The sequence below is a fragment of the Pedobacter sp. genome, from assembly GCF_045627485.1.
GTDB lineage: Bacteria > Bacteroidota > Bacteroidia > Sphingobacteriales > Sphingobacteriaceae > Pedobacter.
The window spans coordinates 1-26,586 of sequence record NZ_JAZQNU010000098.1; the positions used below are offsets into that span (position 1 = coordinate 1).

The 26,586-nt window shown below is 41.5% G+C and carries 23 protein-coding genes; 14 read left to right on the forward strand and 9 right to left on the reverse strand.

Annotated elements, in window-relative coordinates; genetic code table 11:
• Nucleotides 1–1,003, forward strand: a 1,003-nt coding sequence (locus ACR2F3_RS07440) for a helix-turn-helix domain-containing protein (RefSeq protein WP_432709354.1), incomplete at its 5' end; no start/stop codon positions are given.
• A 33-nt stretch (nucleotides 1,004–1,036) separates the two neighbouring features.
• Nucleotides 1,037–1,522: a nuclear transport factor 2 family protein gene (locus ACR2F3_RS07445; protein WP_432709355.1), complete on the forward strand. Its 486-nt coding sequence runs from the start codon at nucleotides 1,037–1,039 to the stop codon at nucleotides 1,520–1,522.
• A gap of 66 nt (nucleotides 1,523–1,588) precedes the next feature.
• Here ACR2F3_RS07445 and ACR2F3_RS07450 read toward each other — a convergent pair whose 3' ends face one another.
• Both ACR2F3_RS07450 and ACR2F3_RS07455 read right to left on the reverse strand, forming a co-directional pair.
• A complete protein-coding gene (locus ACR2F3_RS07450) occupies nucleotides 1,589–2,239 on the reverse strand; it encodes an HD domain-containing protein (RefSeq protein WP_432709356.1) in 651 nt (216 codons plus the stop codon).
• 3 nt (nucleotides 2,240–2,242) lie between these two features.
• Nucleotides 2,243–3,442, reverse strand: coding sequence for a THUMP domain-containing class I SAM-dependent RNA methyltransferase (locus tag ACR2F3_RS07455; RefSeq protein WP_432709384.1), 1,200 nt, complete (start codon nucleotides 3,440–3,442; stop codon nucleotides 2,243–2,245).
• Nucleotides 3,443–3,514: 72 nt separating this feature from the next.
• Here ACR2F3_RS07455 and ACR2F3_RS07460 point away from each other — a divergent pair, with 72 nt between their 5' ends.
• The 5 genes from ACR2F3_RS07460 (at nucleotide 3,515) to ACR2F3_RS07480 (ending at nucleotide 10,912) form a co-directional block, all read left to right on the forward strand.
• Nucleotides 3,515–3,877 (forward strand): DUF3127 domain-containing protein, encoded by a 363-nt coding sequence (locus ACR2F3_RS07460; RefSeq protein ID WP_432709357.1) that lies wholly within the window; start codon nucleotides 3,515–3,517, stop codon nucleotides 3,875–3,877.
• A 439-nt stretch (nucleotides 3,878–4,316) separates the two neighbouring features.
• Nucleotides 4,317–6,107, forward strand: coding sequence for a sensor histidine kinase (locus ACR2F3_RS07465; protein ID WP_432709358.1), 1,791 nt, complete (start codon nucleotides 4,317–4,319; stop codon nucleotides 6,105–6,107).
• Between the two features lies 1 nt (nucleotide 6,108).
• The gene (locus tag ACR2F3_RS07470) at nucleotides 6,109–6,807 is read left to right on the forward strand and encodes a response regulator transcription factor (protein ID WP_432709359.1); all 699 of its coding nucleotides are present in this window, start codon (nucleotides 6,109–6,111) and stop codon (nucleotides 6,805–6,807) included.
• On the forward strand, nucleotides 6,807–8,600 hold the full coding sequence (locus tag ACR2F3_RS07475) for a DUF4153 domain-containing protein (protein ID WP_432709360.1): 1,794 nt from the start codon (nucleotides 6,807–6,809) through the stop codon (nucleotides 8,598–8,600). The genes ACR2F3_RS07470 and ACR2F3_RS07475 overlap by 1 nt, the downstream gene beginning before the upstream one ends.
• 44 nt (nucleotides 8,601–8,644) lie before the next feature.
• Nucleotides 8,645–10,912, forward strand: a complete 2,268-nt coding sequence (locus ACR2F3_RS07480) for a helix-turn-helix domain-containing protein (protein WP_432709361.1) — start codon at nucleotides 8,645–8,647, stop codon at nucleotides 10,910–10,912.
• Here the strand turns inward: ACR2F3_RS07480 and dapF are convergent.
• A complete protein-coding gene (gene dapF, locus ACR2F3_RS07485) occupies nucleotides 10,909–11,721 on the reverse strand; it encodes a diaminopimelate epimerase (protein WP_432709362.1) in 813 nt (270 codons plus the stop codon). The two genes, ACR2F3_RS07480 and dapF, sit on opposite strands and share 4 nt — an antisense overlap.
• Before the next feature lie 161 nt (nucleotides 11,722–11,882).
• On the opposite strand from dapF, the gene ACR2F3_RS07490 reads away from it, so the two are divergent.
• From ACR2F3_RS07490 to ACR2F3_RS07505, 4 genes are all read left to right on the forward strand, one after another.
• Entirely contained in the window at nucleotides 11,883–13,409 is a 1,527-nt protein-coding gene (locus ACR2F3_RS07490) for a trypsin-like peptidase domain-containing protein (protein ID WP_432709363.1), read from the forward strand.
• Between the two features lie 171 nt (nucleotides 13,410–13,580).
• Nucleotides 13,581–14,261 carry a succinate dehydrogenase cytochrome b subunit gene (locus ACR2F3_RS07495; protein ID WP_432709364.1) on the forward strand — a complete coding sequence of 227 codons (681 nt, stop codon included), beginning with the start codon at nucleotides 13,581–13,583 and terminating at the stop codon, nucleotides 14,259–14,261.
• Nucleotides 14,262–14,288: 27 nt separating this feature from the next.
• Complete coding sequence (locus ACR2F3_RS07500) at nucleotides 14,289–16,268, forward strand: fumarate reductase/succinate dehydrogenase flavoprotein subunit (protein ID WP_432709365.1); 1,980 nt, start codon at nucleotides 14,289–14,291, stop codon at nucleotides 16,266–16,268.
• Between the two features lie 15 nt (nucleotides 16,269–16,283).
• Nucleotides 16,284–17,054, forward strand: a complete 771-nt coding sequence (locus ACR2F3_RS07505) for a succinate dehydrogenase/fumarate reductase iron-sulfur subunit (RefSeq protein WP_432709366.1) — start codon at nucleotides 16,284–16,286, stop codon at nucleotides 17,052–17,054.
• A 73-nt stretch (nucleotides 17,055–17,127) separates the two neighbouring features.
• Here the strand turns inward: ACR2F3_RS07505 and ACR2F3_RS07510 are convergent, their stop codons facing one another.
• Together ACR2F3_RS07510 and ACR2F3_RS07515 are read right to left on the reverse strand one after the other, a co-directional pair.
• A complete protein-coding gene (locus ACR2F3_RS07510) occupies nucleotides 17,128–18,708 on the reverse strand; it encodes a M56 family metallopeptidase (protein ID WP_432709367.1) in 1,581 nt (526 codons plus the stop codon).
• Nucleotides 18,705–19,082: a BlaI/MecI/CopY family transcriptional regulator gene (locus tag ACR2F3_RS07515; RefSeq protein ID WP_432709368.1), complete on the reverse strand. Its 378-nt coding sequence runs from the start codon at nucleotides 19,080–19,082 to the stop codon at nucleotides 18,705–18,707. The genes ACR2F3_RS07510 and ACR2F3_RS07515 overlap by 4 nt, the downstream gene beginning before the upstream one ends.
• 138 nt (nucleotides 19,083–19,220) lie before the next feature.
• On the opposite strand from ACR2F3_RS07515, the gene ACR2F3_RS07520 reads away from it, so the two are divergent.
• Nucleotides 19,221–20,564, forward strand: a complete 1,344-nt coding sequence (locus ACR2F3_RS07520; protein ID WP_432709369.1) for a M20/M25/M40 family metallo-hydrolase — start codon at nucleotides 19,221–19,223, stop codon at nucleotides 20,562–20,564.
• Here ACR2F3_RS07520 and ACR2F3_RS07525 read toward each other — a convergent pair.
• Nucleotides 20,552–20,728, reverse strand: coding sequence for a hypothetical protein (locus tag ACR2F3_RS07525; RefSeq protein WP_432709370.1), 177 nt, complete (start codon nucleotides 20,726–20,728; stop codon nucleotides 20,552–20,554). The two genes, ACR2F3_RS07520 and ACR2F3_RS07525, sit on opposite strands and share 13 nt — an antisense overlap.
• 219 nt (nucleotides 20,729–20,947) lie before the next feature.
• On the opposite strand from ACR2F3_RS07525, the gene ACR2F3_RS07530 reads away from it, so the two are divergent.
• Both ACR2F3_RS07530 and ACR2F3_RS07535 read left to right on the forward strand, forming a co-directional pair.
• Nucleotides 20,948–21,982, forward strand: coding sequence for a sensor histidine kinase (locus ACR2F3_RS07530; RefSeq protein WP_432709371.1), 1,035 nt, complete (start codon nucleotides 20,948–20,950; stop codon nucleotides 21,980–21,982).
• Nucleotides 21,979–22,725: a LytR/AlgR family response regulator transcription factor gene (locus tag ACR2F3_RS07535; RefSeq protein ID WP_432709372.1), complete on the forward strand. Its 747-nt coding sequence runs from the start codon at nucleotides 21,979–21,981 to the stop codon at nucleotides 22,723–22,725. The genes ACR2F3_RS07530 and ACR2F3_RS07535 overlap by 4 nt, the downstream gene beginning before the upstream one ends.
• On the opposite strand, the gene ACR2F3_RS07540 is transcribed toward ACR2F3_RS07535, so the two are convergent.
• Genes ACR2F3_RS07540 through ACR2F3_RS07550 form a run of 3 tightly spaced genes read right to left on the reverse strand, consistent with a single transcriptional unit; the run spans nucleotide 22,722 to nucleotide 26,543 of the window.
• A complete protein-coding gene (locus ACR2F3_RS07540; RefSeq protein ID WP_432709373.1) occupies nucleotides 22,722–23,465 on the reverse strand; it encodes a lysophospholipid acyltransferase family protein in 744 nt (247 codons plus the stop codon). The genes ACR2F3_RS07535 and ACR2F3_RS07540 overlap by 4 nt on opposite strands.
• Nucleotides 23,466–23,475: 10 nt before the next feature.
• Nucleotides 23,476–24,030: an NUDIX domain-containing protein gene (locus tag ACR2F3_RS07545; RefSeq protein WP_432709374.1), complete on the reverse strand. Its 555-nt coding sequence runs from the start codon at nucleotides 24,028–24,030 to the stop codon at nucleotides 23,476–23,478.
• Between the two features lie 23 nt (nucleotides 24,031–24,053).
• A complete protein-coding gene (locus ACR2F3_RS07550; RefSeq protein ID WP_432709375.1) occupies nucleotides 24,054–26,543 on the reverse strand; it encodes a TonB-dependent receptor domain-containing protein in 2,490 nt (829 codons plus the stop codon).
• Nucleotides 26,544–26,586: the final 43 nt, after the last annotated feature.

Below are 26,586 nucleotides of genomic sequence, written 5' to 3' on the forward strand. Positions count from 1 at the left end.
GTGGATACATATTCCTGCTTTTACTACCATTTTTACTGATCCTGATTGTGTTATAACTACAACCCCATTGAATTCTTTAAGTTTGTATAGGCGAAGACCTCATGCTATGGAAAAGGAATATAACTTTAAGACAATCAGTGAATACAATGCTTTTAATAACCATGAAACATTGCACCCGCTGGTTAGTGTGATAGACTTCTCAAAAGCGGAAATGCGAACAGGTTCGAAAATGAATTTCGAACTTTATTGCATTTTCTTAAAAGACGTCAAGTGTGGCGATTTGAAGTACGGACGTCAATATTACGATTATCAGGAGGGAACATTGGTGTTCATTTCACCAGGTCAAATTATAGACGTAGAAAATAAAGTTGATGTCTATCAGCCGATGGGACATGCACTGGTATTTCACCCAGACCTGATCCGTGGAACTTCTTTGGCGAAAGCATTAAATGACTATCATTTTTTCAGTTACCATACGAATGAGGCGCTTCACCTGTCAACCAAAGAGCGTCAATTGATACTGGATTTGTTTGCAAAGATTAACAGCGAACTACAGCAGTCTATTGACAAGCACAGTAAAAAGCTAATAGCCTCTACTATAGAATTACTGCTTAACTACTGTGACCGTTTTTACGATCGTCAGTTTATTACAAGAGAAACTGTCAATAAAGGGGTCCTGGAAAACTTTGAAGATTTAATTAATGGCTATTTTAAATCAGAGAAGCCTTACACCATCGGACTGCCTTCGGTCGCTTACTGTGCACAGGAACTTCATTTTTCGGCTAACTACTTTGGAGATCTGATTAAAAAGGAAACAGGTAGGACTGCGCAGGATTTCATTCAGGACAAAATAGTTGAGGTAGCTAAGAATAAGATTTTTGAGGGTAATAAGACCGTAAGTGAGATCGCTTACGAGTTGGGATTCAAATATCCACAGCATTTCATCAGGCTCTTTAAAAAGCGGGTAGGACATACACCCAATGAATACCGAAGCCTGAATTAATAATTACGCCTATAAACCCCTTATATAAACCTTATGAAAAAAGTATTTTTTGCGTTATTTATCCTCGTTGCAGGACTTCAGACTTCCAATGCACAAACACCAGCGGGGACCCAGACTCCCCCTACAAAGGCAGAACAAGAGGTTTTGGACTTGTCAAAAAAGAAATGGCGCTGGATGGCTGATAAAAATGTTGATTCTTTGAGTTTGTTATTTGACGCCAAGGCGATGTTTGTGCACATGGGCGGCAGCTGGGGAACAGAAAGGGAGCTTGATGTCATTAAATCAGGCAATATACATTATAAAAAGGCTGAGGTTTATGCTGCATCAGTTAAGCTGTTTGGTAATACCGCCATTTTGTTAAATGATATCGATTTGGTAGCGGCACTGGGTAGCAATGAGGTCATCAATCCCTTTATGGTAACCGAGGTGTATATAAAGGAAAATGGTAAGTGGAAAATGGGTTCACTTACCTTCTCAAAACTTTCTAGACCGGTTAAAATGCAGACGGGTAAAAAATAACACGCAGATCATTAATAACATTATTTTGCGACGATGCATTCATTTTAGCCAGAACCATTGGAAGCCTTACTTAATGCCTTCCCATTCCGCATAAAATTGCGACAGGTACGTCTCCATAAACTGGTGTCTTTCCACAGCCATTTGTTGCCCTGTAGACGTTTTCATCAGGTCTTTAAGCAGGAGTAATTTTTCGTAGAAGTGATTGATGGTAGGGGCCACCGTATTTTTGTAAGCCTCTTTACTTTGGTTTACAACCGGTTTGATCTCCGGATCGTACAACACACGGTTCTTAAAGCCGCCATAGGTAAAGGCACGGGCAATGCCGATGGCGCCAATGGCATCCAGACGGTCGGCATCCTGTACAATATCCAGTTCTTTCGAAGCGAAAGTGATTTCGCCCAGGCTGGCTTTAAAACTTAAATTTTTAATGATCTCCTGCACATGGTTAATCACAGCAGCATCGAGATCAAGACGCTGAAGAAATTCACCTGCGATGCGCGGGCCAATTTCTTCGTCGCCTCCATTAAATTTGCTATCCGCAATATCATGTAAAAGGGCAGCCAACGCTACCACCAGCGAGTCGCCATGCTCAATTGAATTGATGTGTTTTGCTGTTTTGTAAACACGCTCAATGTGAAACCAGTCGTGACCAGCTTCGGCGCCTTCCAGCGTTTCCTTAACAAAAGCAATGGTTTTACTGATGATGGCCTGCTCCATATATTAGTCTTGCGGGGTTTTAGCTACTGGACGCTCACCCTCAGGGCGGCGCGTACCGTCATACAATTCGTATTCCATCATGCGACAGTCCAGTTTACCGTTATAAAATTCTATCTTACGGGAGGCTTTAAGACCTATTTTTTTAGCTAAATCAGGGTTGCCGGTAAAGATATAACCTGTATAACCTTTGCAGTGTTGCTTTAAGAAATCACCGATACGCTTATAGGTTAATTCTAATTTAGAATGTTCACCCAAACGTTCGCCATATTCAGGGTTAAATACCACTACACCACGGCCACCTTCCGGAACCGGGGTATCGGCGAAGTCGCATACCTCAAAAGTAATTATGGTATCAACACCCGCAGTTTTAGCGTTACGTCTACTCACCTCTACGGCATCCTCAGAAATATCAGTTGCAATAATGGTGAGGTCTATATTTTTGATCACCTGCTCTTTTAAAATCCTGCGTTCTGCAAAAAAGGCCTCTTCATCGTAACCCAGAATATGCATAAAACCATAATTCATGCGATACAAACCCGGGCGACGGTTAGTGGCTATTAAAGCCGCTTCAATAGCCAGGGTTCCTGAACCGCACATGGGATTAACGAATGGCGATTTATGGTCCCAGGTGGTACTCATAATCGTGCCGGCAGCTAGTGCTTCCAGCATTGGTGCTTTACCAGGAATTTTACGGTAACCATGTTTGGCAAGCGTTTCGCCAGAGGTATCAATGAAAATATCAGCATCGCTGTCTTTCCAGTATAAATGGATTACCGTTTTATTATTATCGGAGCCCGTGTTCGGACGGATATCTTTCTTAGCCCTGAAACGGTCCACTATCGCATCCTTTACTTTTAGATTGGCAAATAAAGGGGTGGTGATGGTTGGGTTATCAACATTGGAGGTTACCGAGAAGTAACCGGCAAAGTCAATCAGTTCTTCCCATTCCAGGTCTACCACTTCGCGGTATAATTCTTCAGGATTATTGGCTTTAAAGCTACTGATGCAGTATAAAATCTGGCTGGCACAGCGAAGGTTCAAGTTAAGTTTTATACACTCTGTTAAAGTAATATTTAACTCTACGCCCGTAGGAAAATCCCTTACAATCGTGTAACCCAATGATTTAACTTCCTCTACCAGATAAGGCGAAAGTCTTTTGTTGCAGGTTATGATAACCTTACTCTTTGTGTGGAAAACTTGCATCATATATTGTGCGAAGTTATCAATAAAAATATAGAGATTTGAACTTGAAAGTAGAATATAAGAGTATTTGTTATGGAATTAAAAGGAAAAGTGCATGAAATCGGTGCATTACAGCAGGTGAGTGAGACTTTTAAAAAACGCGACCTAATTATAGAGTACGCTGAAAACCCTACTTATCCAGAATATATCAGGTTTGAAGCTTTACAAGATAAAACCAGTTTATTCGATAGTTTGAAAGTTGGAGATCAGGTAGAAGTTGCCTTTAATTTACGTGGTCGTCCATGGACGGATAAAACCGGTAAGGTGTCTTATTTTAACAGTTTAGTAGTTTGGCGTATCAATGCATTGAACAATGCAGCTGGCGCTACCCCAGAATATGCTCCGCCTGTAGACTTAAACAGCGCACCTGGCGATGAAGATGATTTGCCATTCTAAAGACCTTTTTTAAGGAAGCAATTTTAAAATTAGTGCCGGGCGTAGCTCCTGGCACTTTTTTTTTGTCCTTTTTTTCGGGTCAACAAATTCAATTTACCCGTGTTTAGCTATTCTAGTACATCACAGGTTCTCTTTGGATTATATGGGGGTCTCTAGGGGGTTGCTTCGCCCTCTCCTCGCCCTTGCGTCGCCCTCTGTTCGGCTACAGACGAGGCAACCCCCTGGAGAGGGCCACGAGAAGGTGAGTAGCTTGCCTTGCAATAGTTAGTCATTGTGAGGCTGTTAAAAGGGGTAATGACGCTCTTTTTTTTCGTTAAAAAGTGTTAAATAAAGGCTTTTATAAGCTGGCTTCATTAATTTTGAATACATTATAGGGTGAAAATCCTCTTACAGCTTTTGGTCGATGAAAAAAACTAGCTTTTGGTTAATTACAGCTTTAATGACGATTGCACTCGTGGGTGTAGTGGTGATGCAGTTGTATTACATCCGTCAGGCTTATCATCTTAACTCCCAGCTTTTTGAGCAGAATGTTAACCAGGCATTAAATGCCGTGGTTAATAAGGTTCAACGCAGAAATGCTGCCAGTCATATTACCCGCAAGGATTTCGAACGCCGCTTAAACCTGCAAAAAGAGCGTCGCGACAAGGAAGAAGCTATCCTTAAGCTAGCCGAACGGTATAAAGAAGAAGAAAGAAAACGTAAACTAGCCCGGCAGAAGATTATCATTGATGACCTGAACTTCCAGGACAGTATGATCAGGGTTAATTTTCGTAATCCAGAGATTATCCCTGAAGAAACCTATGTTGCCTTGGGAAATCAATCAACTACACCGCTTGATGTTGATGTAAACGTACGGCTCGATGCCGATATGCACCTCGTTGATGGAAACGTAAGGAAAACATTCAGGCTGGAGTCTAAAAAAACGTTTAGTTTAAAACCAGAAGAACTACCCGATAGCATCAGGTACCTGGCCTATAGTTACCTTAATGGTCAGCCTCTTAAAGTGTCGTTGGCTACGGTAGATGGGGTGTTGAAAGAAAAATTCAGGCGGGAAGATGCGTTGGCGGCCAGGCGCTACCAGCAGGAGCTTAAACAATTAAAAACCGATACGCTTAGCGTATTTGATACCGATAACTTTAACCTGGTTGAAGAAGCTGCCAAAGAAATGCAGCAGGAGAATGTTCCCATCACCCAAAGGGTTAATAAAAACGTGCTGGATACGCTAATCAAGCGCGAGCTGCTTAACAGAAACATTTCGCTTGATTACAATTTCTGGGTAAAACTGGCTAACCAGGATTCGCTGTTGTTTCAGAAAATCGCATTAACTGACGATGCAACCACTGATGAGAACACTTACAAAACTACTTTATTCAGTAACGATATTAAAAGAGATCCAGGCATGCTGTATGTGCATTTCCCTGAAAAAAACGCATCGATTTTTAGTAATATGGGAGCAACGCTGGCATCGTCGGGTGGTCTGGTTGTTGTACTCATTTTTATCTTCTCGTACACCCTATATGCCATTTTGAAGCAGAAAAAGATTTCGGAGATGAAAACAGACTTCATTAACAACATGACCCACGAGTTTAAAACTCCTGTAGCCACAATCATGATTGCCAGTGAGGCCTTAAAAGATCCGGAGCTTACGGAAGACAGGAGCAGGGTGAAGAAACTTGCAGGCATTATTTATGATGAAAATATGCGCCTGGGCAATCATATTGAACGGGTGCTGAGTATTGCCCGATTAGATAAAAACGAACTTCACCTGCAATGGGAAGAGGTAGATGTTAATGAATTGATTGTTGCAGTGGCTGACAGTATGAATTTGCAATTACAAAAGCGCGCCGCAACCTTAACCTTAAACCTTGAGGCCGCAAATGCCCTGGTATTAGGCGATGAGTTACACCTGTCAAACATCATTTACAACCTGATTGATAATGCCAATAAATACAGTGCTGATGCACCGGAAATTAAAATAGTAACCCGGAATGTAAATAAATCGCTGGTTATTGAAATAGCCGATCAGGGTATCGGTATTGATAAAGACCAGACTAAACGTATCTTCGATCAGTTTTATCGCGTGCCGACGGGTAATTTGCATGATGTAAAAGGTTTTGGACTTGGGTTAAACTATGTTCGGGACATTGTAGTACAGATGAAAGGCACCATTAAAGTGCGCAGTGAAAAACACAAAGGGACAGTTTTTGAAATTACCTTACCGTTGAAATAATATGAAGAGAATTCTGTTGGTTGAAGATGATCCTAACCTAGGTACTTTATTGCAAGATTACCTGCAATTGAAAGGTAAGTTTGAAGTGGTTTTATGCGTTGATGGCGAAGAAGGCATCCGTGCATTTAATAAACAAACATTTGACCTTTGCATTCTTGATGTGATGATGCCCAAAAAGGATGGTTTCACCCTTGGAAAGGAAATCAGAAAGATTAACGAACAGGTGCCGATTATTTTTGCCACAGCAAAATCGATGATGGAAGATAAAGCCTCTGCCTATGATTTAGGCGGCGATGACTATATTACCAAACCATTCAGAATTGAAGAATTGCTCCTTCGTATCAATGCATTGCTTAAACGTGTTTCTGCCAACAAGGAACCCGAAGAAAAAGAGGTGAAGCCTACCCAATTCCAGATCGGTGAATATATGTTCGATTATACCACCCAACTCATCTGGTTTAAAGGGAAGCAACAGAAGCTGTCAACCAAGGAGGCAGAGTTGTTGCAGTTATTGTGTTTGAAAAAGAATTCTGTGCTCACCAGGGAAGAAGCGTTACTTCAGATCTGGCACGACGATAATTATTTCAACGGACGAAGCATGGATGTGTTTTTAAGCAAGCTTCGCAAACACCTTCGCGAAGACCCTAAAGTCGAAATCATTAATGTGCACGGCAAGGGGTATAAATTGCTAGTTAACTAATGAAAATTTTTACGCTCGACTCCATTTTCCAAAGTACCAAGGCTACAGTGATCAGGTTTCCTTTGCAAGTGGCCGCTGTTTTATTGGCCATGGCGGCCTGTTTTTACAGGATACACCTTGAGGGGCAACCGGTAACTTCAGACCAATACTGGAAACTGGTGTTTGTTTGCAATATTGCTTTTGTGGCTTTACTGTCGGCAGACCTGTATGCAGCGTCGAATCAATGGAGGCCCAATAGACAATGGGCATTGAGAATTCTCGTGCTGGCCTTTTGTGTGGCTATTTATTTTTCATTGCAGCCGGGGTTATATGCAACTGATTGGTTCAGGATTGTGTTTTTTATGATAAGCTTTCACCTGGCAGTTTCTTATAGCGCTTTTCTCCATGAGGGCAACCTGAACGGCTTTTGGGTGTTTAATAAAATCCTTCTCCTGCGCTTTCTGACTGCCGCTTTTTATGCTGCAGTTTTATTTACAGGGCTTTCTATTGCCCTGCTGGCTATTGAAGAGTTGTTTAATGTAGCTATTGATGGAAAGCTTTACCGCTACATGCTTACGGTAATTGGAATCGGCTTTACGACCTTCTTTTTTATGGGCGGTATACCTGCAAATTTTAAAGCGCTAAATGCTGCTGAGCCTGCTTATCAAAAAGGCTTAAAAGTGTTTACCCAATATGTGCTGATTCCATTAATGTTGGTATACCTGGGTATTTTACTGATTTACGAAGTTACTATTCTATTGGCCTGGGAACTGCCGAAAGGCAATGTGTCTATGCTGATTTTATGTTACGCCGTGGCAGGCCTGCTTGCGGTATTGTTGATCTACCCCATAAAAGAACGTTCAGAAAATCAATGGTTCGGCCGGTTTTTTAAGGGTGTCTTTATCACGATGATCCCACTGCTGGTATTGTTGATGCTGGCGATCTGGGTGCGTGTGATGAGCTACGGGATTACAGAACCCCGTTATATTGTAATGGTGCTGGCGATCTGGTTAGCCGCTATCACTGCATACTTTTTAAGTAGTTCGAAACAGAATATTCGCATTATACCGGTAAGTCTGAGTGTTTTAGCTTTTTTGGCTGCTTTTGGTCCGCAAAGTGCGCCTTCTGTATCCAGGTATTCGCAACTTAAACGGTTTACACATTTTAATGGGGCTAAAGACAATAAAGGAATGCTCGAAAAAAGGCATATTATTCATTACCTGGTTATTAACCACGGGATAGGTACTTTACAACCCTTTACCAAAGTAAACCTGTTGGCGATTGAAAAGTCTTTGTTTCGGGATGCCGGTACACGGGGGTACAGGGGTGAAATACAAACAAAACTGGTGGATACGGCCTACAAAATCTTTAATGTAGATAACCCTTTACTTGAAAAGGCAGGACAATACGGCTTCATGGCCTTTGGCGTTGATAAAAAATTACCACTTTCTGTTAAAGGTTATGACTACATGATCCCGATTAATGATACCGAGGCCATGGACCTTGTTGTTAATGGCACACCAGTGGCCATCGGCCAAGGGAAGATGGGTGAATTGCAGGTTGCTATTGGTGAGCAGGCAGCAATGTCCATTGACGTTTACGGAATTGTAAAAAGAACAGAAGCTGCTTACCGCCAGGGTAAACTAAAAACCAAACCTGGCGACAACTTTTACCTGGTGCCGGAAGATGACATGAGAAACGTTGTTAACACCGACCAGTACGTGCTGGAACTGGTATTAACGGATATATTTTTAAACAACCCTAACAGCCGTAACTATAACTACCGGGGTTATTTAATGATGAAGATAAAATAAAAGGGGGCAACCACCAGTTCAATTAAGTTGTTTAGCTTTGTAATATGTCTGAGACTAACCCCGCAGAACTGGCTGCAAAATTCATTAATTATACTTCGCGACATATCTTCCTGACCGGTAAAGCAGGAACAGGAAAAACAACTTTTCTGCGAAATTTGATTGCGCTTACCCATAAAAAGGCGGTTATTGTTGCGCCTACAGGTATTGCGGCCATTAACGCGGCGGGGGTTACCATACATTCTTTATTTCAGCTGCCTTTTGGTACTTACCTTCCAAAACAACCCGCTACTGGCGATAGCCATTTTAACCAGCAATACAATACACCAAAATCGATTGTAAGGCATTTGCAGATGAACATGACTAAACGCAGGATCTTTATAGACCTGGAGTTATTGATTATCGATGAGGTGAGTATGTTAAGGGCCGATTTGCTGGATGCGATAGATATGGTACTTCGTTATGTGCGGAAGAACAATAGCAATTTCGGAGGTGTGCAGGTATTGTTTATCGGCGACCTGCACCAGTTACCTCCGGTGGTTCGTAATAACGAGTGGGGTTTGCTAAGCGAGTTTTACCAGAGTGCCTATTTTTTTGATGCCCATGCCCTGCAACAGCACCCTCCGGTGTATATTGAACTGGAGAAAGTGTACCGTCAATCTGACGATGTGTTTATCAGTTTGCTGAATAACCTGAGGAACAACACGGTAACTGAGCAGGATGTAGCCTTGCTAAAAACCTATTACCGGGAAGATTTTAAACCTGGTGCTAAAGATAAATACATTACCCTCACTACCCATAACCAACGCGCCGATACCATGAACAAACAAAGTTTAATGGCTTTGAAGGGGCCTTCTTACTTTTATAAAGCCCAGGTTGACGATGAGTTTAGTGAATCTTCGTATCCAGCGGAACACAGCCTGGAATTGAAGCTTGGGGCACAAGTGATGTTTATCAAAAACGACCCTACTCCGGAAAAGCGTTTCTTTAATGGCAAGATAGCGACGGTAGTCAGGTTATCTTCCGACGAAATTGAAGTAGAAACTGAGGGGCTGAAAGAAAAGATTGTGTTAGAAAAATATACCTGGAAAAACATCAGGTACACCACCGACCAGGTGACCCACGAAATTAAGGAAGAGGTGATTGGTAAGTTCATTCAATACCCTGTTAAGCTGGCTTGGGCAATTACTGTTCACAAAAGCCAGGGATTGACTTTCGATAAAGCCATTATTGATATTGGCAATGCCTTTGCGCCGGGGCAAATTTATGTAGCCCTTTCGCGCCTGCGCTCATTAGAAGGACTTGTACTTACCTCGCAAATATCTGGTAGCGGCATTATGCAGGACCCTAATGTGTCGATGTTCTCCAGGAATAAAGTGGCCACTGAAGTGCTCACCACGCAGATTAAATCTGAGAGTGAGGTTTTCCTAACAAGCTACCTGCTGAAGTGCTTCGACCTGACCGCCCTTGATAACTATGTTTATGAGCATGTGCATTCCTATACCAAAGATTTGAATAAGTCGGCCAAACAGAAACACCACAAATGGGCACAGTCATTATTAAAGTCGCTTAGCGAACAAAAGACAAATGCCAATAAGTTTCTGGCGCAGATCCAAAGGTTGAGTATGGATAAGTCTGAGGCTGGTTTTAAAGTACTCCTGGAACGTACCCTAGCAGCAGAACGTTATTTTAATCCATTGCTAAAGGCCATGTCGAAAAACATCTTCGACCGGATGGAACTGGTGAAGCAGGAAAAGCAGATCACAGCCTTTCTGACGGAGCTGATGGAGATGGAATCGTTGTTTTACGAGCAATACAAAAACATACGTAAGGCAACTGCCTTATTACAAGCAACCATAGAAGGTAAAGAGTTTACCCGAAAAGATGTAACGGCATTACTTGATGAGGCGCAACGTGAGCTGGACATGAAAAAGGTGATTGGTTTGTCGAATACACTTGACTTTACCGCTAAAAAGAAAGCGCCGGCACGTAAAAAAACAGCCGATAAAGCACCTAAAGAAGATACCAAAATGCTGACTTTAGAGCTGTTGAACAAAGGAATGACCCCACAGGAAATTGCGGCGGAAAGGAAGATGGTGATTGGCACCATTGAAGGACACCTGGCCCATTTCATTGCGCTTCAGGAAATTCCTGCTTCTAAAGCCATAAGTAAAGGCAAGTTGAATGCGATTCTAAAAGCCATTAAACAACTGAAGACTTTGCAGATGAACGCCATCCGCACACATTTGGGCAGGGATTATACTTTCGGCGAAATAAAGATCGGCGTAGCCGCACATATTGCCGAGGGCGATTAAAGGGGGATTTCCCCTTTAAATACCTGAATGGCTGGTCCGGAAAGAAAGATGTTTTTAAACCGCTCCCCATCATAACTGAAGTCTATCCGCAAGTTGCCGCCCAGCACTTTAATAGCAGTACTTTGTTGGCCAATGTGGTTATTGTGCCTCGCCATGGCCAGTGCAACAGCTGTTACACCGGTTCCGCAGGCGAATGTCTCTTCTTCCACACCACGTTCGTAGGTACGCACAAACAGGTGGTCGCCTTGATCTTCAACGAAGTTCACATTGATGCCTGTGTTTTTATAGGTGTCGTTATAACGGATGGCCCTGCCTGATTCATAGACGTTCATGGTTTCTAATCCCGTAACTTGCTTTACGTAATGCGGTGAACCAGTGTTTAAAACGAATGCATCAAAATCGTTTTCGATAAGGTCTACATCAATCATCTGGAGATCTACCTGTGTGCCGTCGGCTGAAATTCTGGCAAAATGCGCGCCGTCAACTGCCAAAAATTCAGTCTCATTAGTGATGATACCTAGGTATTTAGCGAAAGCAACAATACATCTGCCGCCGTTGCCGCACATGCTGCCCGGCTTACCATCGGCGTTGTAATACAGCATCTCAAAATCATAGTCTGGATGATCTTTTAGTAACATGAGGCCGTCGGCACCGATGCCAAAACGCCTGTTACACAGCTTTTTTATGGTTTTTTCCGTTAACTGTTCCAGGTTTTTTTGCCTGTTGTCTACTAAAATGAAGTCGTTACCGGCACCCTGATATTTAAAGAATGGAAGGGGTAAAAGGCGTTTTTCAGGGCTATTTAACATTTTTTAACTAAATTAGGGTCTAATGAAGGTACAAATATCGGTGATGTGGTATTAAATTTGAATTATAGGGATTAATTATTGTGAAACATTTTAAAAATAAACCATTTGTCATGCTTATTGTAATAAAATAAACTTGATTGAGGATAACTAAACATATGCAAATGAAAAAATTAGGAGTAATATTTTTGGCCGCCTTGGTTGGCGGTGGAACATCAATTGGGGCCTATAAATACCTTGACCGTAATGATAGGGACATGTCTATAACAGAAACGCAAAAAGTTTTGTTTGCTAATAATCCAGCAAAGATATCTTCAGCGGGCTCTGTTGACTTTGTTCAGGCTGCAGCGGCAGTATCGCCAGCAGTTGTTCACATTAGGACAGTTTTTTCAAATACCGGAGGCAGGTCTTCAGGTAGCCCTCTTGACTTAATGGAAGAGTTTTTTGGAGGCGGAGGCCGAAGAAGTGCTCCGAGAGCTGCATCAGGTTCTGGTGTGATTTTAACACCTGACGGTTATATTGTAACCAATAACCACGTGGTTGAAAAAGCGGAGAAAGTGGAAGTGGTATTGTCAAACAGACGAAAAGTGATTGCCAAAGTTGTGGGTACAGACCCTAACACTGACCTGGCTTTGTTAAAAGTGGAAGAAACCAATTTGCCAGTGGTGAAGATGGGTAACTCTGATAATGTTCAAATTGGCGAATGGGTGTTAGCCGTTGGTTTCCCATTGGATCTGGAAACAACTGTTACTGCAGGTATTATAAGTGCAAAAGCCCGTTCTATAGGTATTTTAGCCAGACAACAACAACAACAGCCTACACAAGAAGAATATGAAGAATACCAAAGAACAGGAAAGCTTCCTTCACGTGCAAGCAATGCCATTGAATCTTATATTCAAACAGATGCTGCCATTAACCCAGGAAACAGCGGTGGTGCCCTGGTTAATGCCAATGGCGAGCTGATCGGTATCAATGCGGCTATCGCATCACGTACAGGTACTAATGAAGGTTATGGTTTCGCCATTCCGATTAACCTTGCTAAAAAGATTCTTGAAGACTTTAAAAAATATGGTGAGGTACGACGTGGTTACATTGGAGTTACTTTTGTAGCACTTGATGCTGACTATGCTGAAAAAATGAAGGTTAAAGATATCAATGGATTATACGTAAATGAAGTATTGCCAAATAGTGGCGGTGCAGCTGCGGGAATTCAAAAAGGTGATATCATTAAAAAAGTTGAAGGCGTAGAAATCTTTGATTCACCAGATTTGCAAGAAAGAATCGGTCGAATGAGTCCGGGTGAAAAAGTAAACCTGACTGTTTTAAGAGACGGAAAACTAAGAGATCTTACCGTTACGCTTAAAGGAGAGACCAGTGCTAAGGCCGACAAACCTGCTCTTGCAGCTAAATCTACAGGCGCTTCAATTAGTAAATTAGGTGCAACTTTCGCTCCGGCTCCAGATGCCCTTAAAGCAAAATATGGTGTGAAAAATGGGGTAGTGGTTACAGGAGTGGAATCAGGAAAAATATTTGATTCATTAGATGTACCAAAAGGATTGTTGATTACTACCGTAAATGGTAAAGCTGTTAATAGTGTAAAAGATATTGAGGATGCTTTACCAACGTCTAAAAATGGAATGACAACCATTTCAGGCGTAAGTGGTAATGGAAACTTTACGTTTACATTTTAATTGCCGATTAAATAATTAGAAAAACGGGAGGACTTAATAGTTCTCCCGTTTTTTTTTATCATACTTATGTCATGTAGAATGTTTCTAAATAACTATTAGGTCCATCGATTTAGCTTATTATTTTATTAAATAGATACTTTTGCAATAACAGAATATAAAAAAAACAATCAAATGGCTAGTTTCGGAAACGCTTTTTCCTCTTCTATTGGAAAAAAATTAATCATGGGCATTACCGGCCTGTTTTTAGTTTTATTTTTAATAGTGCATTGCTTTCTCAATGCGCTGATCTTTTTTAATGACGGCGGTCTAACTTTTAATCAAGGAGCAGACTTTATGGCACATAACTGGTTAATCAGAGCCGGTGAAATTGTATTGTTTGTAGGCTTGCTTGCACACATTTACCAAGGTGCCCGTTTAACCTTTCAAAACCAGGCTGCACGCCCTGTGAAATATGCAGTTCATGATGGAAAATCAAACAGTAAGTGGTATTCCCGTTCTATGGGTTTATTAGGTACTTTATTACTGATATTTCTTATCGTGCATTTGTCTAACTTTTGGGTAGTTTCAAGGTTTACAGGTATCCCTACACATGATGCAAATGGCTTCGAAGATCTTTATTCGGTCATGAAAGTAACTTTTAGCAATGTATGGCTGGTGATCTTGTACGTATTGTCAATGATATCTCTTTGTTATCACTTGCTACACGGTTTTGCATCGGCATTCCAAACCCTTGGATGGAACCATCCAAAATACAATGGAATCGTGAGTGGTATCGGCGTATGGTATTCCATTATCATTTCAGTATTATTCGCAGCCATGCCGGTTGCAATGTACTTGGGTTTAATTAAATAATATTTGAACGTATAAGCTTAAAATAAAATGGCAGAATTAAATGCTCATATACCAGAAGGTGATTTAACCGAAAAATGGACTAAGTTACGTTCTTCTATGCCCTTGGTGAATCCATCAAATAAAAGGAACATAGAAATCATAGTAGTAGGTTCAGGTTTGGCAGGTGCTTCGGCAGCGGCTACGCTTGCGGAAATGGGATACAAAGTAAAATGCTTTTGCTTCCAGGATTCTCCACGTCGTGCACACTCTATTGCAGCGCAAGGTGGTATCAATGCAGCGAAGAACTATCAGAATGACGGTGACAGTACTTACCGCTTATTTTACGACACTATTAAAGGTGGCGATTACCGTGCCCGCGAAGCTAACGTTTATCGCTTAGCTGAAGTGAGCGTTAATATTATTGACCAGGCAGTGGCACAAGGTGTGCCTTTGGCCAGAGAATATGGTGGTCTTTTAGATAACCGTTCATTTGGTGGAACCCAGGTTCAAAGAACTTTTTATGCTGCCGGTCAAACGGGTCAGCAATTGCTTTTAGGTGCTTACAGTGCCCTGGAGCGCCAGATTGGTATGGGTAAAGTGGAGATGTATACCCGCCATGAAATGTTGGAAGTGGTTAAGATTGACGGTAAAGCACGTGGTAGTATTGCCCGTAACTTAATTACCGGCGAATTGGAACGCCATTTTGGTCATGCAGTATTGATTTGCAGTGGTGGTTACGGTAACGTATTCTACCTGTCAACAAATGCCATGGGCAGTAACGCTACAGCGGCATGGAAAGCACACAAACAAGGTGCTTACTTCGGTAACCCTTGCTTTACACAAATCCACCCTACCTGTATCCCGGTTTCCGGAGAACACCAGAGTAAATTAACCCTGATGTCTGAATCTTTAAGGAACGACGGAAGGATCTGGGTACCTAAGAAAAAAGACGATAACCGCAAACCTACAGACATTCCTGAAGACGAAAGAGATTATTACCTGGAGCGTCGTTACCCTGCTTTTGGTAACCTTGTTCCACGTGATGTGGCTTCGCGTGCAGCGAAAGAACGCTGTGATGCAGGTTATGGCGTAGGTAAATCTAAACTTGCAGTTTATCTTGACTTCACGGCCAATACAGAACGTTATGGTCGTATTGAAGCAACAAAACATAATAACCATAACCCTGATCATGAAACTTGCATGAGATTGGGTAGAGAAGTGATTAAAGAGAAATACGGAAACTTGTTTGACATGTACAAACAAATTACTGGTGAAGATCCTTATGAGGTTCCAATGCGTATTTATCCTGCGGTGCATTATACTATGGGTGGCCTTTGGGTTGATTATAACCTGATGACAACCGTTCCTGGTTTATACGCTTTAGGAGAGGCTAACTTCTCTGACCATGGTGCTAACCGTTTAGGTGCTTCAGCCTTAATGCAAGGTCTGGCAGATGGTTACTTCGTTATTCCAGCTACTATTGGTGCTTACCTTTCCAAAGATTTATCTACTAAAGCTATTTCAACCGACCATCCAGCGTTCGTTGAAGCTGAAAAAAGTGTTAAATCGATCATTGATAAGTTCTTTGCGATTAAGGGAACCAAGTCTGTTGATTATTTCCATAAGAAATTAGGAAAAATCATGTGGGATAAGTGTGGTATGGCGCGTAATGCGAAAGATCTTCAGCAGGGTATTTTGGAAATTCAGCAATTACGTAAGGATTTCTGGTCTGACGTTCGTGTTCCGGGAGAAGCCAATGAGTTTAACCCAGAATTGGAAAAGGCAGGTCGTGTGGCAGATTTCATCGAATTAGGTGAATTGATGTGTATGGATGCCCTGAATAGAAATGAATCTTGTGGTGGTCACTTCCGTGAAGAATACCAGACCCCAGAAGGAGAAGCTTTAAGGGATGATGAGAATTACGCTTATGTTTCGGCCTGGGAATATTCAGGTGATGTTCAGTTCACTTTGCATAAAGAAGAATTGAAGTTCGAAAACATCAAGATTGCACAAAGAAGTTATAAATAGTAAAATCTCAAAATCATGAGTACAGGAAATATGAATTTAACGCTAAAAATTTGGCGTCAAAAAAATAACAAAACCAAAGGTAATTTGGTGGATTATAAAGTAGCTGATATTTCTCCTGATATGTCATTCTTGGAGATGTTTGATGTATTAAATGAGGAGTTGATTAATAAAGGTGAAGAGCCGGTTCTATTTGATCATGATTGCCGCGAAGGTATCTGTGGTGCTTGTTCGATGTTCATCAACGGCAGACCTCACGGACCGAAAGAAGGCATCACCACATGCCAGTTACATATGCGTTCATTTAAGGATGGTGATACCATTGTTGTAGAACCATGGAGAGCGGCTGCATTTCCGGTGATTAAAGATTTAATTGTGGATCGTACTGCCCTTGATAGAATTGTGGCAGCAGGTGGCTTTATTTCCGTAAATACGGGTAATGCACAGGACGCAAATAACCTTCCTATTCCAAAGATTAAAGCGGATGCAGCTTTCGAAGCAGCAGCTTGTATTGGTTGTGGTGCGTGTGTGGCTACTTGTAAAAATGCTTCAGCGATGTTGTTTACATCGGCGAAAATATCACAACTGGCGCAATTGCCTCAGGGACAGCCAGAACGTTACCGTCGTGCACAAAGCATGGTGGCGCAAATGGATGCTGAAGGTTTTGGTAATTGTACCAATACCGGTGCCTGCGAAGCGGAATGTCCTAAAGGGATTTCTCTTCAAAATATCGCTTTGATGAACAGAGATTTTTATTCTTCAAAATTTGTTTCTAAGGAAGAAGTTTAATAAATTTATAAATCGAGACAAGGATTTAAGCGAAAGCCCGACCATTTTGGTTGGGCTTTCGTCTTTTTAAAGGCTATTGGCTGTCTTTTTTGTTAGTGCCTTTGATGGTAATGGTTGCACCTGTTGATTTTTCTGTCGCCTTGCCAGTTATGCCTATGGTCGTAATTTCCACTACACCTTCTCTGCCTTCTTCGCCGTATCGTTCAACAGCCTTACCGCTTTTATAGACGTGAACGGATGCAATGTTATCTGAATTTAACGCTTTAAGGCTTTCTTCATTCGACTTGATGCCATCCACATATATGGTTGGTTTTTTGTCGGTAAGTATAGATTTAGAATTGATGGTAACAACCTTGTTCGGCGCGCTGTCCGTTGTTTTTTTGCTCAAGGCAAAATTAATTGGTATGTTGTATTTAACCCGTACCGGTTTACCAGCTATTTTACCCGGAATCCATTTGGGCGATGCTGCTAACACCCTTACGGCTTCTTCATCCAGGCCTGAACCTACACTCCGTTCTACATTGATGTTACTTAAGGCACCATCTTTTTCCACAATGAATGATAAGAATACTTTACCCTCGATTTTATTAGCCACAGCTTCTTTTGGATACTTCACGGATTTACTTAAATATTCATAGAACTTATCCATACCACCTTGAAAAGTTGGTTGTTGGTCGATCTTCACAAATTCGTAAACCGAATCTTGTGGAAATGCTTTCCAACGATTTTGGTTTTTTGATAAGGTGATACTTTCAACCAGGTCCATAGGCTTTTCTAAAGGAATGCTGGCGGTGAATTCTTCAATTTGCTCGTTGCTACGCAGGGTAGCAGAGGAAAGCAATAAGGTAAGGCCAAATACCGGCAGGTATAAGCCGTACTTGAGCAATGCTTTTTTAGGTGATTTTTCTTGGTTCAACATGGTGATTCGGTTTTTAAGAAGTGATTGATTAAAAAAACTATTGGTTAGGCTATTTATGGGGACGCCAAAGGATCTGCTCAGCAGTAACAAGGCATATTTTTGCTTATCGCCAATATATTGCGCTGCTTCCTCGTCGGCGAGGTATTCATGGATGTTCCTGATGCTTTTTCTATAATAATAGATGATGGGGTTAAACCAGCACATGATGCCCAGGATTTCGAAGATGACCACATCCAGGCTATGCCATTGGCGGCTATGCACCTGTTCATGGTATTCGATGGTTTGCAGCTCAGGCAGGGCAGGGTCTATCACCCGCTGGTTAAAGAAAGAGAAAGCTGCACCATTACCCTTGTTTTTAAATTGCTGGTCTGCCTTTAACAGGTGTTTTACTTTGATCAGCTGGTAAAGCAACTTCAGGCTAAAAAATAACAAGCCGGAGAGGTAAACCAGGGCAACTATCCTTCCAATGTAAAAGGAATTAGGACGGTCTGCTTCTACCGCAACCTCTGTGACCAGGTTGTTCAAGGCAACCATTCCATTCACCAGGTTGTTGCTTTGATCAGTATATAGCCAGTCAACCCTTAAAAAAGGAATCAGCATGGCCAACAGGGCCGCAGCAAGCAGGTACAGGCGGTTAAGGCTGAAATACGTTTCTTTAGCTAATAACAGCTTGTAAAAGGCGTAAAATACCACCAGGTAAATGTTTGCCTGTAAAAGATAATGTGCCCAGCTCATCTTGGTCGGTTTTTCATGTCCTTAATCATTTTCAGAATCTCGTCAACATCACTCAGGTCGAGCTTATCTTCCTTCACAAAAAAGGAAAACATGCTTTCCACCGAGTTTTCGAAATAATTGTCCAGTAGTTTAGATGTTGCATGACGGCGGTAATCCTCACGGCTGATCAGTGGGTAATATTGATGCGCCTTGCCGAAGGCTTCATGGGCAAGAAATCCTTTGTTTTCCAGTATCCGGATAATGGTAGACACCGTGTTGTAGGCAGGTTTCGGTTCTGGTAATTGATCCATCACATCTTTTACAAATCCTTTTTTTAGCTGCCAGATGATTTGCATCAACTGCTCTTCTGCTTTAGTTAAATCCTTGATTTCCATATTTTAGTGGAGTTATTTGATTACTTAATTAAAGCTATAACTAATTATTTAGTTTTACAAATATTATTAACTAAATTTTTAGGAGATTCTTTGTTTATCAATAAACTGTATATTCCATCCTCTAAATCTTTCTCAACTATGAAATTCACCGCTACTACCTTACTTCTGTTTTTCTTTGTTCCACTTTTTGCACAGCAAACCATTCAACGTGATCCTATAATTACCGGAATGATGGACCAGGTATCAGCTTCAAACCTTGAACACTCAGTGCGTAAGCTGGTGTCCTTTGGCACCCGGCATACTTTGAGTGACACCGTAAGCAAAACCACGGGAATAGGGGCTGCACGGACCTGGCTTAAGTCGGAATTTGAACGTTATAACAAAGAAAATGGGGGTAGGCTGAAAGTGTCGTATGATAGTTTTGTTCAGCCAGCAGATGGCCGGAGGGTACCGGAAGTTACCGTGCTTAAAAACGTGATGGCAGTATTGCCAGGAACAGATCCTGCAGACAAGCGGATGTTGTTGGTTTGCGGGCATTACGATTCACGCGTTACTGATGTGATGAACAATAAAAGCCTGGCGCCAGGAGCTAACGACGATGCTTCGGGTGTTGCCGGGGTTTTAGAACTGGCCAGGGTAATGAGTAAACAGTCGTTTGGTGCCACGCTTGTTTTCGTGGCCATGGTAGGTGAGGAACAAGGCCTTTATGGTGCAGCCAACCTGGCTAAGCGCGCAAAAGCAGAGGGATGGGATGTACATTTGGTATTGAACAACGACATGATTGGCAATACCTATGGTATGGAAACCAATTTAAAAAATAATAACCAGGTAAGAATATTTTCAGAAGGTGTGCCGGCTGGCGAAACCAAGGAGCAAGTGGCACAACGAATGTCAAGCGGTAGTGAAAATGAAGGTCATGCGCGTCAGGCAGCACGTTATATTAAGGAAATAGGCGAGCGGTATGTAGATCAGCTTGATGTTAAATTGATTTATAGAAGAGACCGCTTTTTAAGAGGAGGTGATCATACGCCGTTTTCTGCTCAGGGTTTTACAGCAGTACGAATTACCGAAATGAATGAGGATTTTAACCGCCAGCATCAGGATCTGCGGACAGAAAATGGCTTTAAGTTTGGGGATTTACCGGAATATGTAGATTATGCATATCTGCAGAAGATAACCCGGTTAAACCTGTCTGTGTTGGCTAACGTTGGGTTGGCCCCACAGCAACCGACTGCGGTGAAGCTGGTTACTTCTCAACTGACCAATAACACTACCATCAACTGGACAGCGCCATCAGGAAAGGCTCCTGCAGGCTATTATGTTTTGTTGAGGGAGACCACGAGCCCACAATGGGAGAAGAAGTTCTTTGTTACCGGAACATCTGCTACGCTGCCTTATTCTAAAGACAACTTCTTTTTTGGACTACAGGCCGTGGACGACAAGGGCCACGAAAGCCTCGTGTCGTCGCCTTACTTCAGGTAAGAAGCGCTTACCTTTGTGATGGACTGGCTGCTGTGATCTTTTTTGGAAACAATATTTTCTTGTTCCTGGTCGCTGTTAATGCTGGTGGTGAAGGTTAATAACATCATTACAAAAACAGGTACTAACAAAAGTATAAATGGCGAAACGTTGGTTAACTTTTTCATGATTGTTCGTTTTGATAGAACAAATAGAATCATAAAATTATTGCTGCTAAAATGTTTTAGACCAAGTACCGCTAATCCTAGATAAACGGCTGATTAGCCCAAATTTGATGTTTTTAGGTGATTTTGGCTGTTTGTAGAACAAATATGCCAGTTCGTCGAATCTTCCCTTAATAAAGGTTAAGTTTTTATATTTTAGTACCTGTTAATTTTGTTTAGCAAATGAAAAACAAAGGATCATTAGTTATCCATCTAATCTTCTGGCTCTTCTTAATTATGATCTGCACATTTGCGGTGATCAGTAATGAGGAAAAGCCTTCCTGGCACCATATCATCGTTTCCTTTGGTTACTACGGCTTGATCAATATCTCCATTTTCTATATCAATTATTTTCTGCTGATGCCGCAATTGGTCAAAGAGCGGAAAAGATACGGCCTATACATCTTGTCGCTTGTTGCACTAATAGTATTTATGGGTATTTTAAAGTCGATGGTGGCTTTGTTGTACAGTGACGTGATCCTCACTTATGTAAACTCCCGTACGGGGGCTAAAATCTATACAGAAGTAACCCAGTATTTTTTACGTTCTATTTTCATCAGTGGTTTCTTTATCGTGATCAGTTCACTGATCAAGTTCTCTGTCGACTGGTTTGGTAATGAAAGGGTACAACGGCAGCTGGAAAGTGAGAAAAAGGACATGGAACTGCAGTTTTTGAAGTCGCAATTAAACCCTCACTTTCTGTTTAATTCGTTAAATAATATTTATTCACTGGCCTATCAGAAGTCAGATAAAACAGCAGACGCAGTATTGAAATTATCGGAAATCATGCGTTACATGATTTATGAGAGTAATGACAGCTGGGTCGCTTTGAGTAAGGAGATTGAATATGTTAAAAGCTATATAGAGTTGCAGAAACTGAGATTTCGGGATGGCGCAGCGGTTGAACTTACCATTAAAGGGGATATAGACGACCAGCCTATTGTGCCGCTCATTCTGATCTCGTTTGTAGAAAATGCCTTTAAACATGGGGTGGCCAACGACCCTAAGGATCCAATAAAAATTAACCTGATTGCTAACCAGAAGATCCTTCATTTTAGTGTCACCAATAAAAAAAATAACGCCAACAAAGATGAAATGGGTGGGGTGGGATTAAGTAATGTGGAACGTAGGTTACAGTTATTATATCCGGAACGATATAAGTTAAATATCGTAAATTCGGCTACCCATTACACCAGTGAACTAATGCTTGACATATGACAAAATTAAAGTGTATTGCTGTGGATGATGAGCCATTAGCGCTTGATATATTAGAAGATTATATTTCTAAAGTTCCTTTCCTGGAACTGGTGAAACGGACGGAAAATGCTATTGAGGCCTTACAGCTTGTGCAGGACGGAGGTATCGATCTTGTGTTTCTTGACATTCAGATGCCGGATTTAACAGGTATCCAGTTCCTGAAGATTGCAACCGGAAAATCTAATTATATCCTGACTACCGCTTATTCGCAGTATGCTTTAGAAAGTTATGACCTGAATGTATCGGATTACCTCTTAAAACCAATCGCATTCGACCGCTTTTACAAGGCTGTAGAGAAAGTGCATAACCAGGTGCAGAAAGCCCCTGCGGTTGCCGCTCCCATACCAGTGGCGGCCCCAATTGCACCTGCAGTTTTAAGTCCTGTACAGGATTTTATTTTTGTGAAAACGGAGCATAAAATTCAGAAAATACAGCTTGATGACATCCTGTATATTGAGGGGCTGAAAGATTACATTTCTATTTTCACCAAAAATGAAAGGGTTATTACTTTGCAGAATATGAAAAAGATGGATGAAACTTTGCCAAATATCCAGTTTATACGGGTACATAAGTCTTATATCATCTCCCTTGATAAGATTGACAGCATTGAGAGAAGCCGCATTTCCATCTCCGGTAAAATTATTCCTATTGGTGATACCTACCGAGAAGAATTCTTTAAACGTATAGACAACAGGAATATTTAAGCTGGCAAGGGCTGCTGAAGTTTATGACGTATGGCGTTTTCGGCAGCCAGTGTAATTTCTTCCAGGCTTTGTCCTTCGGTAGCCACTGGTGGCAGTACTGTCCATTTCAGACTTTCTCCTGTGCTTAAAGGGAACATACCATACTGAACTACCTTCCAGGAGTTTTCGATCGCAATAGGGACAACCAGGGCGTTAGGATTAAATTTTAATAAGGTGGCTACCCCTCCAACATGAAATCTTTTCATTTTACCGTCTTTTGCACGTGTGCCTTCGGCAAAGATCATGGCCGACCAGTTATTTGCGTGCATCCGTTTGCCAAGCTTTATAATTTCGCCAATGGCTTGTTTGCTGTCGTTGCGGTCTATATTAGCACCCCCGCCATATTTCAGGTTAAAGGAGATGGAAGGGATACCCTTGGTCAGTTCTATTTTAGAGATAAACTTCACATGGTATTTTCGCATAAACCAGATAATGCCTGGAATATCGAACATACTTTGGTGGTTGGCAATAAAAATAATCGGCCGGTTTTCTGGTAATTCCTGCTCATTGGTAAAGGTGATGCTGTTACCTAAAAAAAGCTGGCAATAGGTGAGGAAAAAGTTAAGGGTATCCACCGACCTTTTGTGGGCAGCATAACCAAACTTATAACTGATCCATTGAATAGGTTGAAAAATGAGCAGTGTTAATGAAAAGAAAAAGTAAAATATAGGAGTGAGGACATAGCCTACTAGTTTTTTCATGTATATATTGCTAAATCAGTCCTTGTTGTATTAAGATATGTGTTTTTAAGATGGCGGCAACACTCATGCTGTCGGTTATTTCTCCACGGATTACCATGTTGAAGGCATGCGCAAAGGGGAGCTTGCGAATGGCCAGTTGTTCGGTGTCCTCTGGTTCGGCTTCACCCTGGGTAAGGTCTCTGGCAATGTAAATGATTGCATATTCATTGCTTACAGAATTCGATAAGTGCATACGTTGAATTTCCTGCCAGGAACCTGCAGTTAGCCCTGTTTCTTCCAAAAGCTCACGTTTAGCACTATCAAGCGGGTCTGTGCCTAAAGGGCCTCCGCCCTCAGGAATTTCCCAGCTGTAAGCTTGCAGGGGAAAACGATATTGGCCCACCAGCCAGGTGTTATGATGCTCATCTAAAGGCAGAATGCCGATGGCCAGGTTTTTAAAATGAACTTCACCATAAATGCCTTCGCCACCGGAGGGGTTAATTACCTGGTGCTCGGTAATACCGATCCAATTATTTTCATAGATCTTGCGGCTGTCTAAAGTTACCCATGGGTTCGTTTCATCCATGCCGCAAGATACAAAATTAACGTTTAAAATGATCCTTCATCCGGTCCTTGCTGATCCTGTTGTGGTTCTGCTTTTTTAGGTTTTTTAGAGAAGGTAGTCTGGCCGAAACGGTATGAATAAGTTAAACTTGCCATTGGTCCGCGCATATACCTTTCAAAATCAATTAAGGTACTGTTGGTGTTGGTAGTCATGCTCCAGTTACGGGTATTTAACACGTTACGCACGTTTAAGCTTAATGACGATTTTTTATTTGGAAGGTCGTACTTAACGCCGGCATCCATTCCGTACATGGCATTTCTTTTTCCTTGCGCCATTACCTGCGGTGCCCTGTAATCTGCTTTTATCTGTAATGTGATGCTGTATGGCAATGTAATGTTATTGGTGATGTTAGCGTCCCAGCTGTATCCGGAATTTTCTAAAACACCAAACTCAGGTACCCCTTTAATATTGCTTTGGAAGAAGTTGGCGTTTGCCGTGAAATTCCAAGCTTTTAACACATCGAATTTACCAATGAGCTCGATCCCTGTATTACGTTCCTGGGTTAAATTCTGTGGTGTGGTAATCGTGATACCCTCTTCATTAGGTAAAGACCTCACGCGTTGGATCACATCATTTGTTTCGCGGTAATAAACGCTGGAAATGAAGGTAATGCTCTTCCAGTATTTGTTATAGCTAAACTCAAAGGCATTTACATCTTCTGGTTTCAGATTTACGTTACCCTGGCGGTAATTTAAGGGGTCTGAGGTGTCAAGAAAAGGATTTGTATCCCAACCTCTCGGGCGATTTACCCTTCTGCTATAACTCAACTGAACTTGTTGTTCTCCTTTTAATTTTTGCGTTAAAAACACACTAGGGTAAAGTCTGGTGTAAGCAACTTTTCCTGGTGTATAGGTCACCCCGTTTGTCGCACTATAAGCACCTGAACTTGTATTAAGCATGGCATCTTCGGCCCTTAAACCTACCTGGTAACCAAAGTTTTTAATCTGGTTCTGGAAATTGGCATACAGCGCATGCACCTGGTCTTTGCTGTTAAAATCATTAGACACCAGGTAATCCATATCAAAAGCATTTGTTGTGGTATTGAGAATTTGTGCCAGCGTAGTATTGTCCGAATAACGGATCTGGCTGCGGTAACCCGATTCAAATCTTCCGGTTTTACCCACCGGTAAGGTATAATCTGCCTGTATGTTGTAATTTTTATTGTCACCCATGCCGTCATTTATATTAATCCCCATAGGTAGGTTCACAGACTGCCCGTCTATATTGTAGATATCAGTATTGAAATACTGGTAGCTATTGTTATTTCCTTTAGAAAAACCAAAATTTACGGTGATTTCTTCCTTTGGTTTTTTAAACTTGTGACTAAAATCAGCGTTAATGTCAAAACTATTACCGCCACGTTGGTTATTATTGGTTCGGTTACTTAGTTCAACAGCATTACGATCAGCATTCAGTTTATTGATATTCACAAATTCAAATTGGTCGTTATCACGCACGTTAAAACCTCCTGATAAACTGATAACACTTTTTTCTGTCAGGTTGTAGTCGATTCCTGCTTTAACGTTATGACCTTTGTTGGATCCTTCAGAATCTGATATCTGGTTAGCGAACACCGTTGGAAAGGCGCTGTCAAGGTAAGTAATATTATTAAAGCCATTTCCCAAACGGTTGCCAGTACGAAAACTGTAATTACCGTAAAGGTTTACTTTATTGTTTTGGAAACTCAAGCTGGTATTGGCGTTATAATTTTCCTGATTTCCAGCAGTTAAAGCGACGTTACCGTTTAAACCCAGCTTTTTATTCTTTTTTAATACGATGTTGATAATACCCGATTGTCCTTCGGCATCATATTTTGCCGATGGGTTAGTAATTACTTCTACACTTTCAATGGAACTGGCAGGTATGGATTGCAGAATTTGCGCCACATCGCCACCAGCAATAAGCGAAGGTTTACCATCAATCAATACCCTTACTCCTGATGATCCCCTTAAACTAACATTGCCTTCCATGTCAGTTTGAACTGTAGGTACGTTTTGCAATAAATCGGTAGCCGATCCGCCTTCGCTTACTAAACTCTGATCTACAGAGAATACTTTTTTATCAATACCCAGTTGCATGGTGCTCTTAGGAGCTGAAATTTCTACTTCTTTTAAAGCAAGTCCTTTGGAGGGGTTCATTTTGATGGTTCCTAAATTCACCTGACCGCCTTTGAGGGTTATCGAATCTCTTACCATGGTTTGGTAACCCATATAACTTATTTTAAACGTAACCACGCCTGCGGGCAGGTCTGAAATTTTTAAATTTCCGTTTACATCAGTTTGTGCTACTTTTATGATAGCTTTAGTTTTTCTGTCAAGTATACTTGCTGTTGCATATGGAATTGTTTCATCATTTTGCCCATCAACTACTTTTGCAACGAGGCTAGTTTGCGCCTGATTTTGAGCGAAAAGGTTAATGGTGCTTGTACAAACGACAGCGATTAAAAATAAGGCTTTGTAAAAATGCGTCTTCATCGATTCTATCTTCTTTTGGGGTGTCTACTTTAAGAATGGACAA

What these genes read in the sequence shown, in the direction of transcription:
- ACR2F3_RS07445 (WP_432709355.1), top strand. Translation starts at nt 1,037, where the DNA reads ATGAAAAAAGTATTTTTTGCGTTATTTATCCTCGTTGCAGGACTTCAG.
- ACR2F3_RS07450 (WP_432709356.1), bottom strand. Translation starts at nt 2,239, where the DNA reads ATGGAGCAGGCCATCATCAGTAAAACCATTGCTTTTGTTAAGGAAACG.
- ACR2F3_RS07455 (WP_432709384.1), bottom strand. Translation starts at nt 3,442, where the DNA reads ATGCAAGTTTTCCACACAAAGAGTAAGGTTATCATAACCTGCAACAAA.
- ACR2F3_RS07460 (WP_432709357.1), top strand. Translation starts at nt 3,515, where the DNA reads ATGGAATTAAAAGGAAAAGTGCATGAAATCGGTGCATTACAGCAGGTG.
- ACR2F3_RS07465 (WP_432709358.1), top strand. Translation starts at nt 4,317, where the DNA reads ATGACGATTGCACTCGTGGGTGTAGTGGTGATGCAGTTGTATTACATC.
- ACR2F3_RS07470 (WP_432709359.1), top strand. Translation starts at nt 6,109, where the DNA reads ATGAAGAGAATTCTGTTGGTTGAAGATGATCCTAACCTAGGTACTTTA.
- ACR2F3_RS07475 (WP_432709360.1), top strand. Translation starts at nt 6,807, where the DNA reads ATGAAAATTTTTACGCTCGACTCCATTTTCCAAAGTACCAAGGCTACA.
- ACR2F3_RS07480 (WP_432709361.1), top strand. Translation starts at nt 8,645, where the DNA reads ATGTCTGAGACTAACCCCGCAGAACTGGCTGCAAAATTCATTAATTAT.
- dapF (WP_432709362.1), bottom strand. Translation starts at nt 11,721, where the DNA reads ATGTTAAATAGCCCTGAAAAACGCCTTTTACCCCTTCCATTCTTTAAA.
- ACR2F3_RS07490 (WP_432709363.1), top strand. Translation starts at nt 11,883, where the DNA reads ATGAAAAAATTAGGAGTAATATTTTTGGCCGCCTTGGTTGGCGGTGGA.
- ACR2F3_RS07495 (WP_432709364.1), top strand. Translation starts at nt 13,581, where the DNA reads ATGGCTAGTTTCGGAAACGCTTTTTCCTCTTCTATTGGAAAAAAATTA.
- ACR2F3_RS07500 (WP_432709365.1), top strand. Translation starts at nt 14,289, where the DNA reads ATGGCAGAATTAAATGCTCATATACCAGAAGGTGATTTAACCGAAAAA.
- ACR2F3_RS07505 (WP_432709366.1), top strand. Translation starts at nt 16,284, where the DNA reads ATGAGTACAGGAAATATGAATTTAACGCTAAAAATTTGGCGTCAAAAA.
- ACR2F3_RS07510 (WP_432709367.1), bottom strand. Translation starts at nt 18,708, where the DNA reads ATGAGCTGGGCACATTATCTTTTACAGGCAAACATTTACCTGGTGGTA.
- ACR2F3_RS07515 (WP_432709368.1), bottom strand. Translation starts at nt 19,082, where the DNA reads ATGGAAATCAAGGATTTAACTAAAGCAGAAGAGCAGTTGATGCAAATC.
- ACR2F3_RS07520 (WP_432709369.1), top strand. Translation starts at nt 19,221, where the DNA reads ATGAAATTCACCGCTACTACCTTACTTCTGTTTTTCTTTGTTCCACTT.
- ACR2F3_RS07525 (WP_432709370.1), bottom strand. Translation starts at nt 20,728, where the DNA reads ATGAAAAAGTTAACCAACGTTTCGCCATTTATACTTTTGTTAGTACCT.
- ACR2F3_RS07530 (WP_432709371.1), top strand. Translation starts at nt 20,948, where the DNA reads ATGAAAAACAAAGGATCATTAGTTATCCATCTAATCTTCTGGCTCTTC.
- ACR2F3_RS07535 (WP_432709372.1), top strand. Translation starts at nt 21,979, where the DNA reads ATGACAAAATTAAAGTGTATTGCTGTGGATGATGAGCCATTAGCGCTT.
- ACR2F3_RS07540 (WP_432709373.1), bottom strand. Translation starts at nt 23,465, where the DNA reads ATGAAAAAACTAGTAGGCTATGTCCTCACTCCTATATTTTACTTTTTC.
- ACR2F3_RS07545 (WP_432709374.1), bottom strand. Translation starts at nt 24,030, where the DNA reads ATGGATGAAACGAACCCATGGGTAACTTTAGACAGCCGCAAGATCTAT.
- ACR2F3_RS07550 (WP_432709375.1), bottom strand. Translation starts at nt 26,543, where the DNA reads ATGAAGACGCATTTTTACAAAGCCTTATTTTTAATCGCTGTCGTTTGT.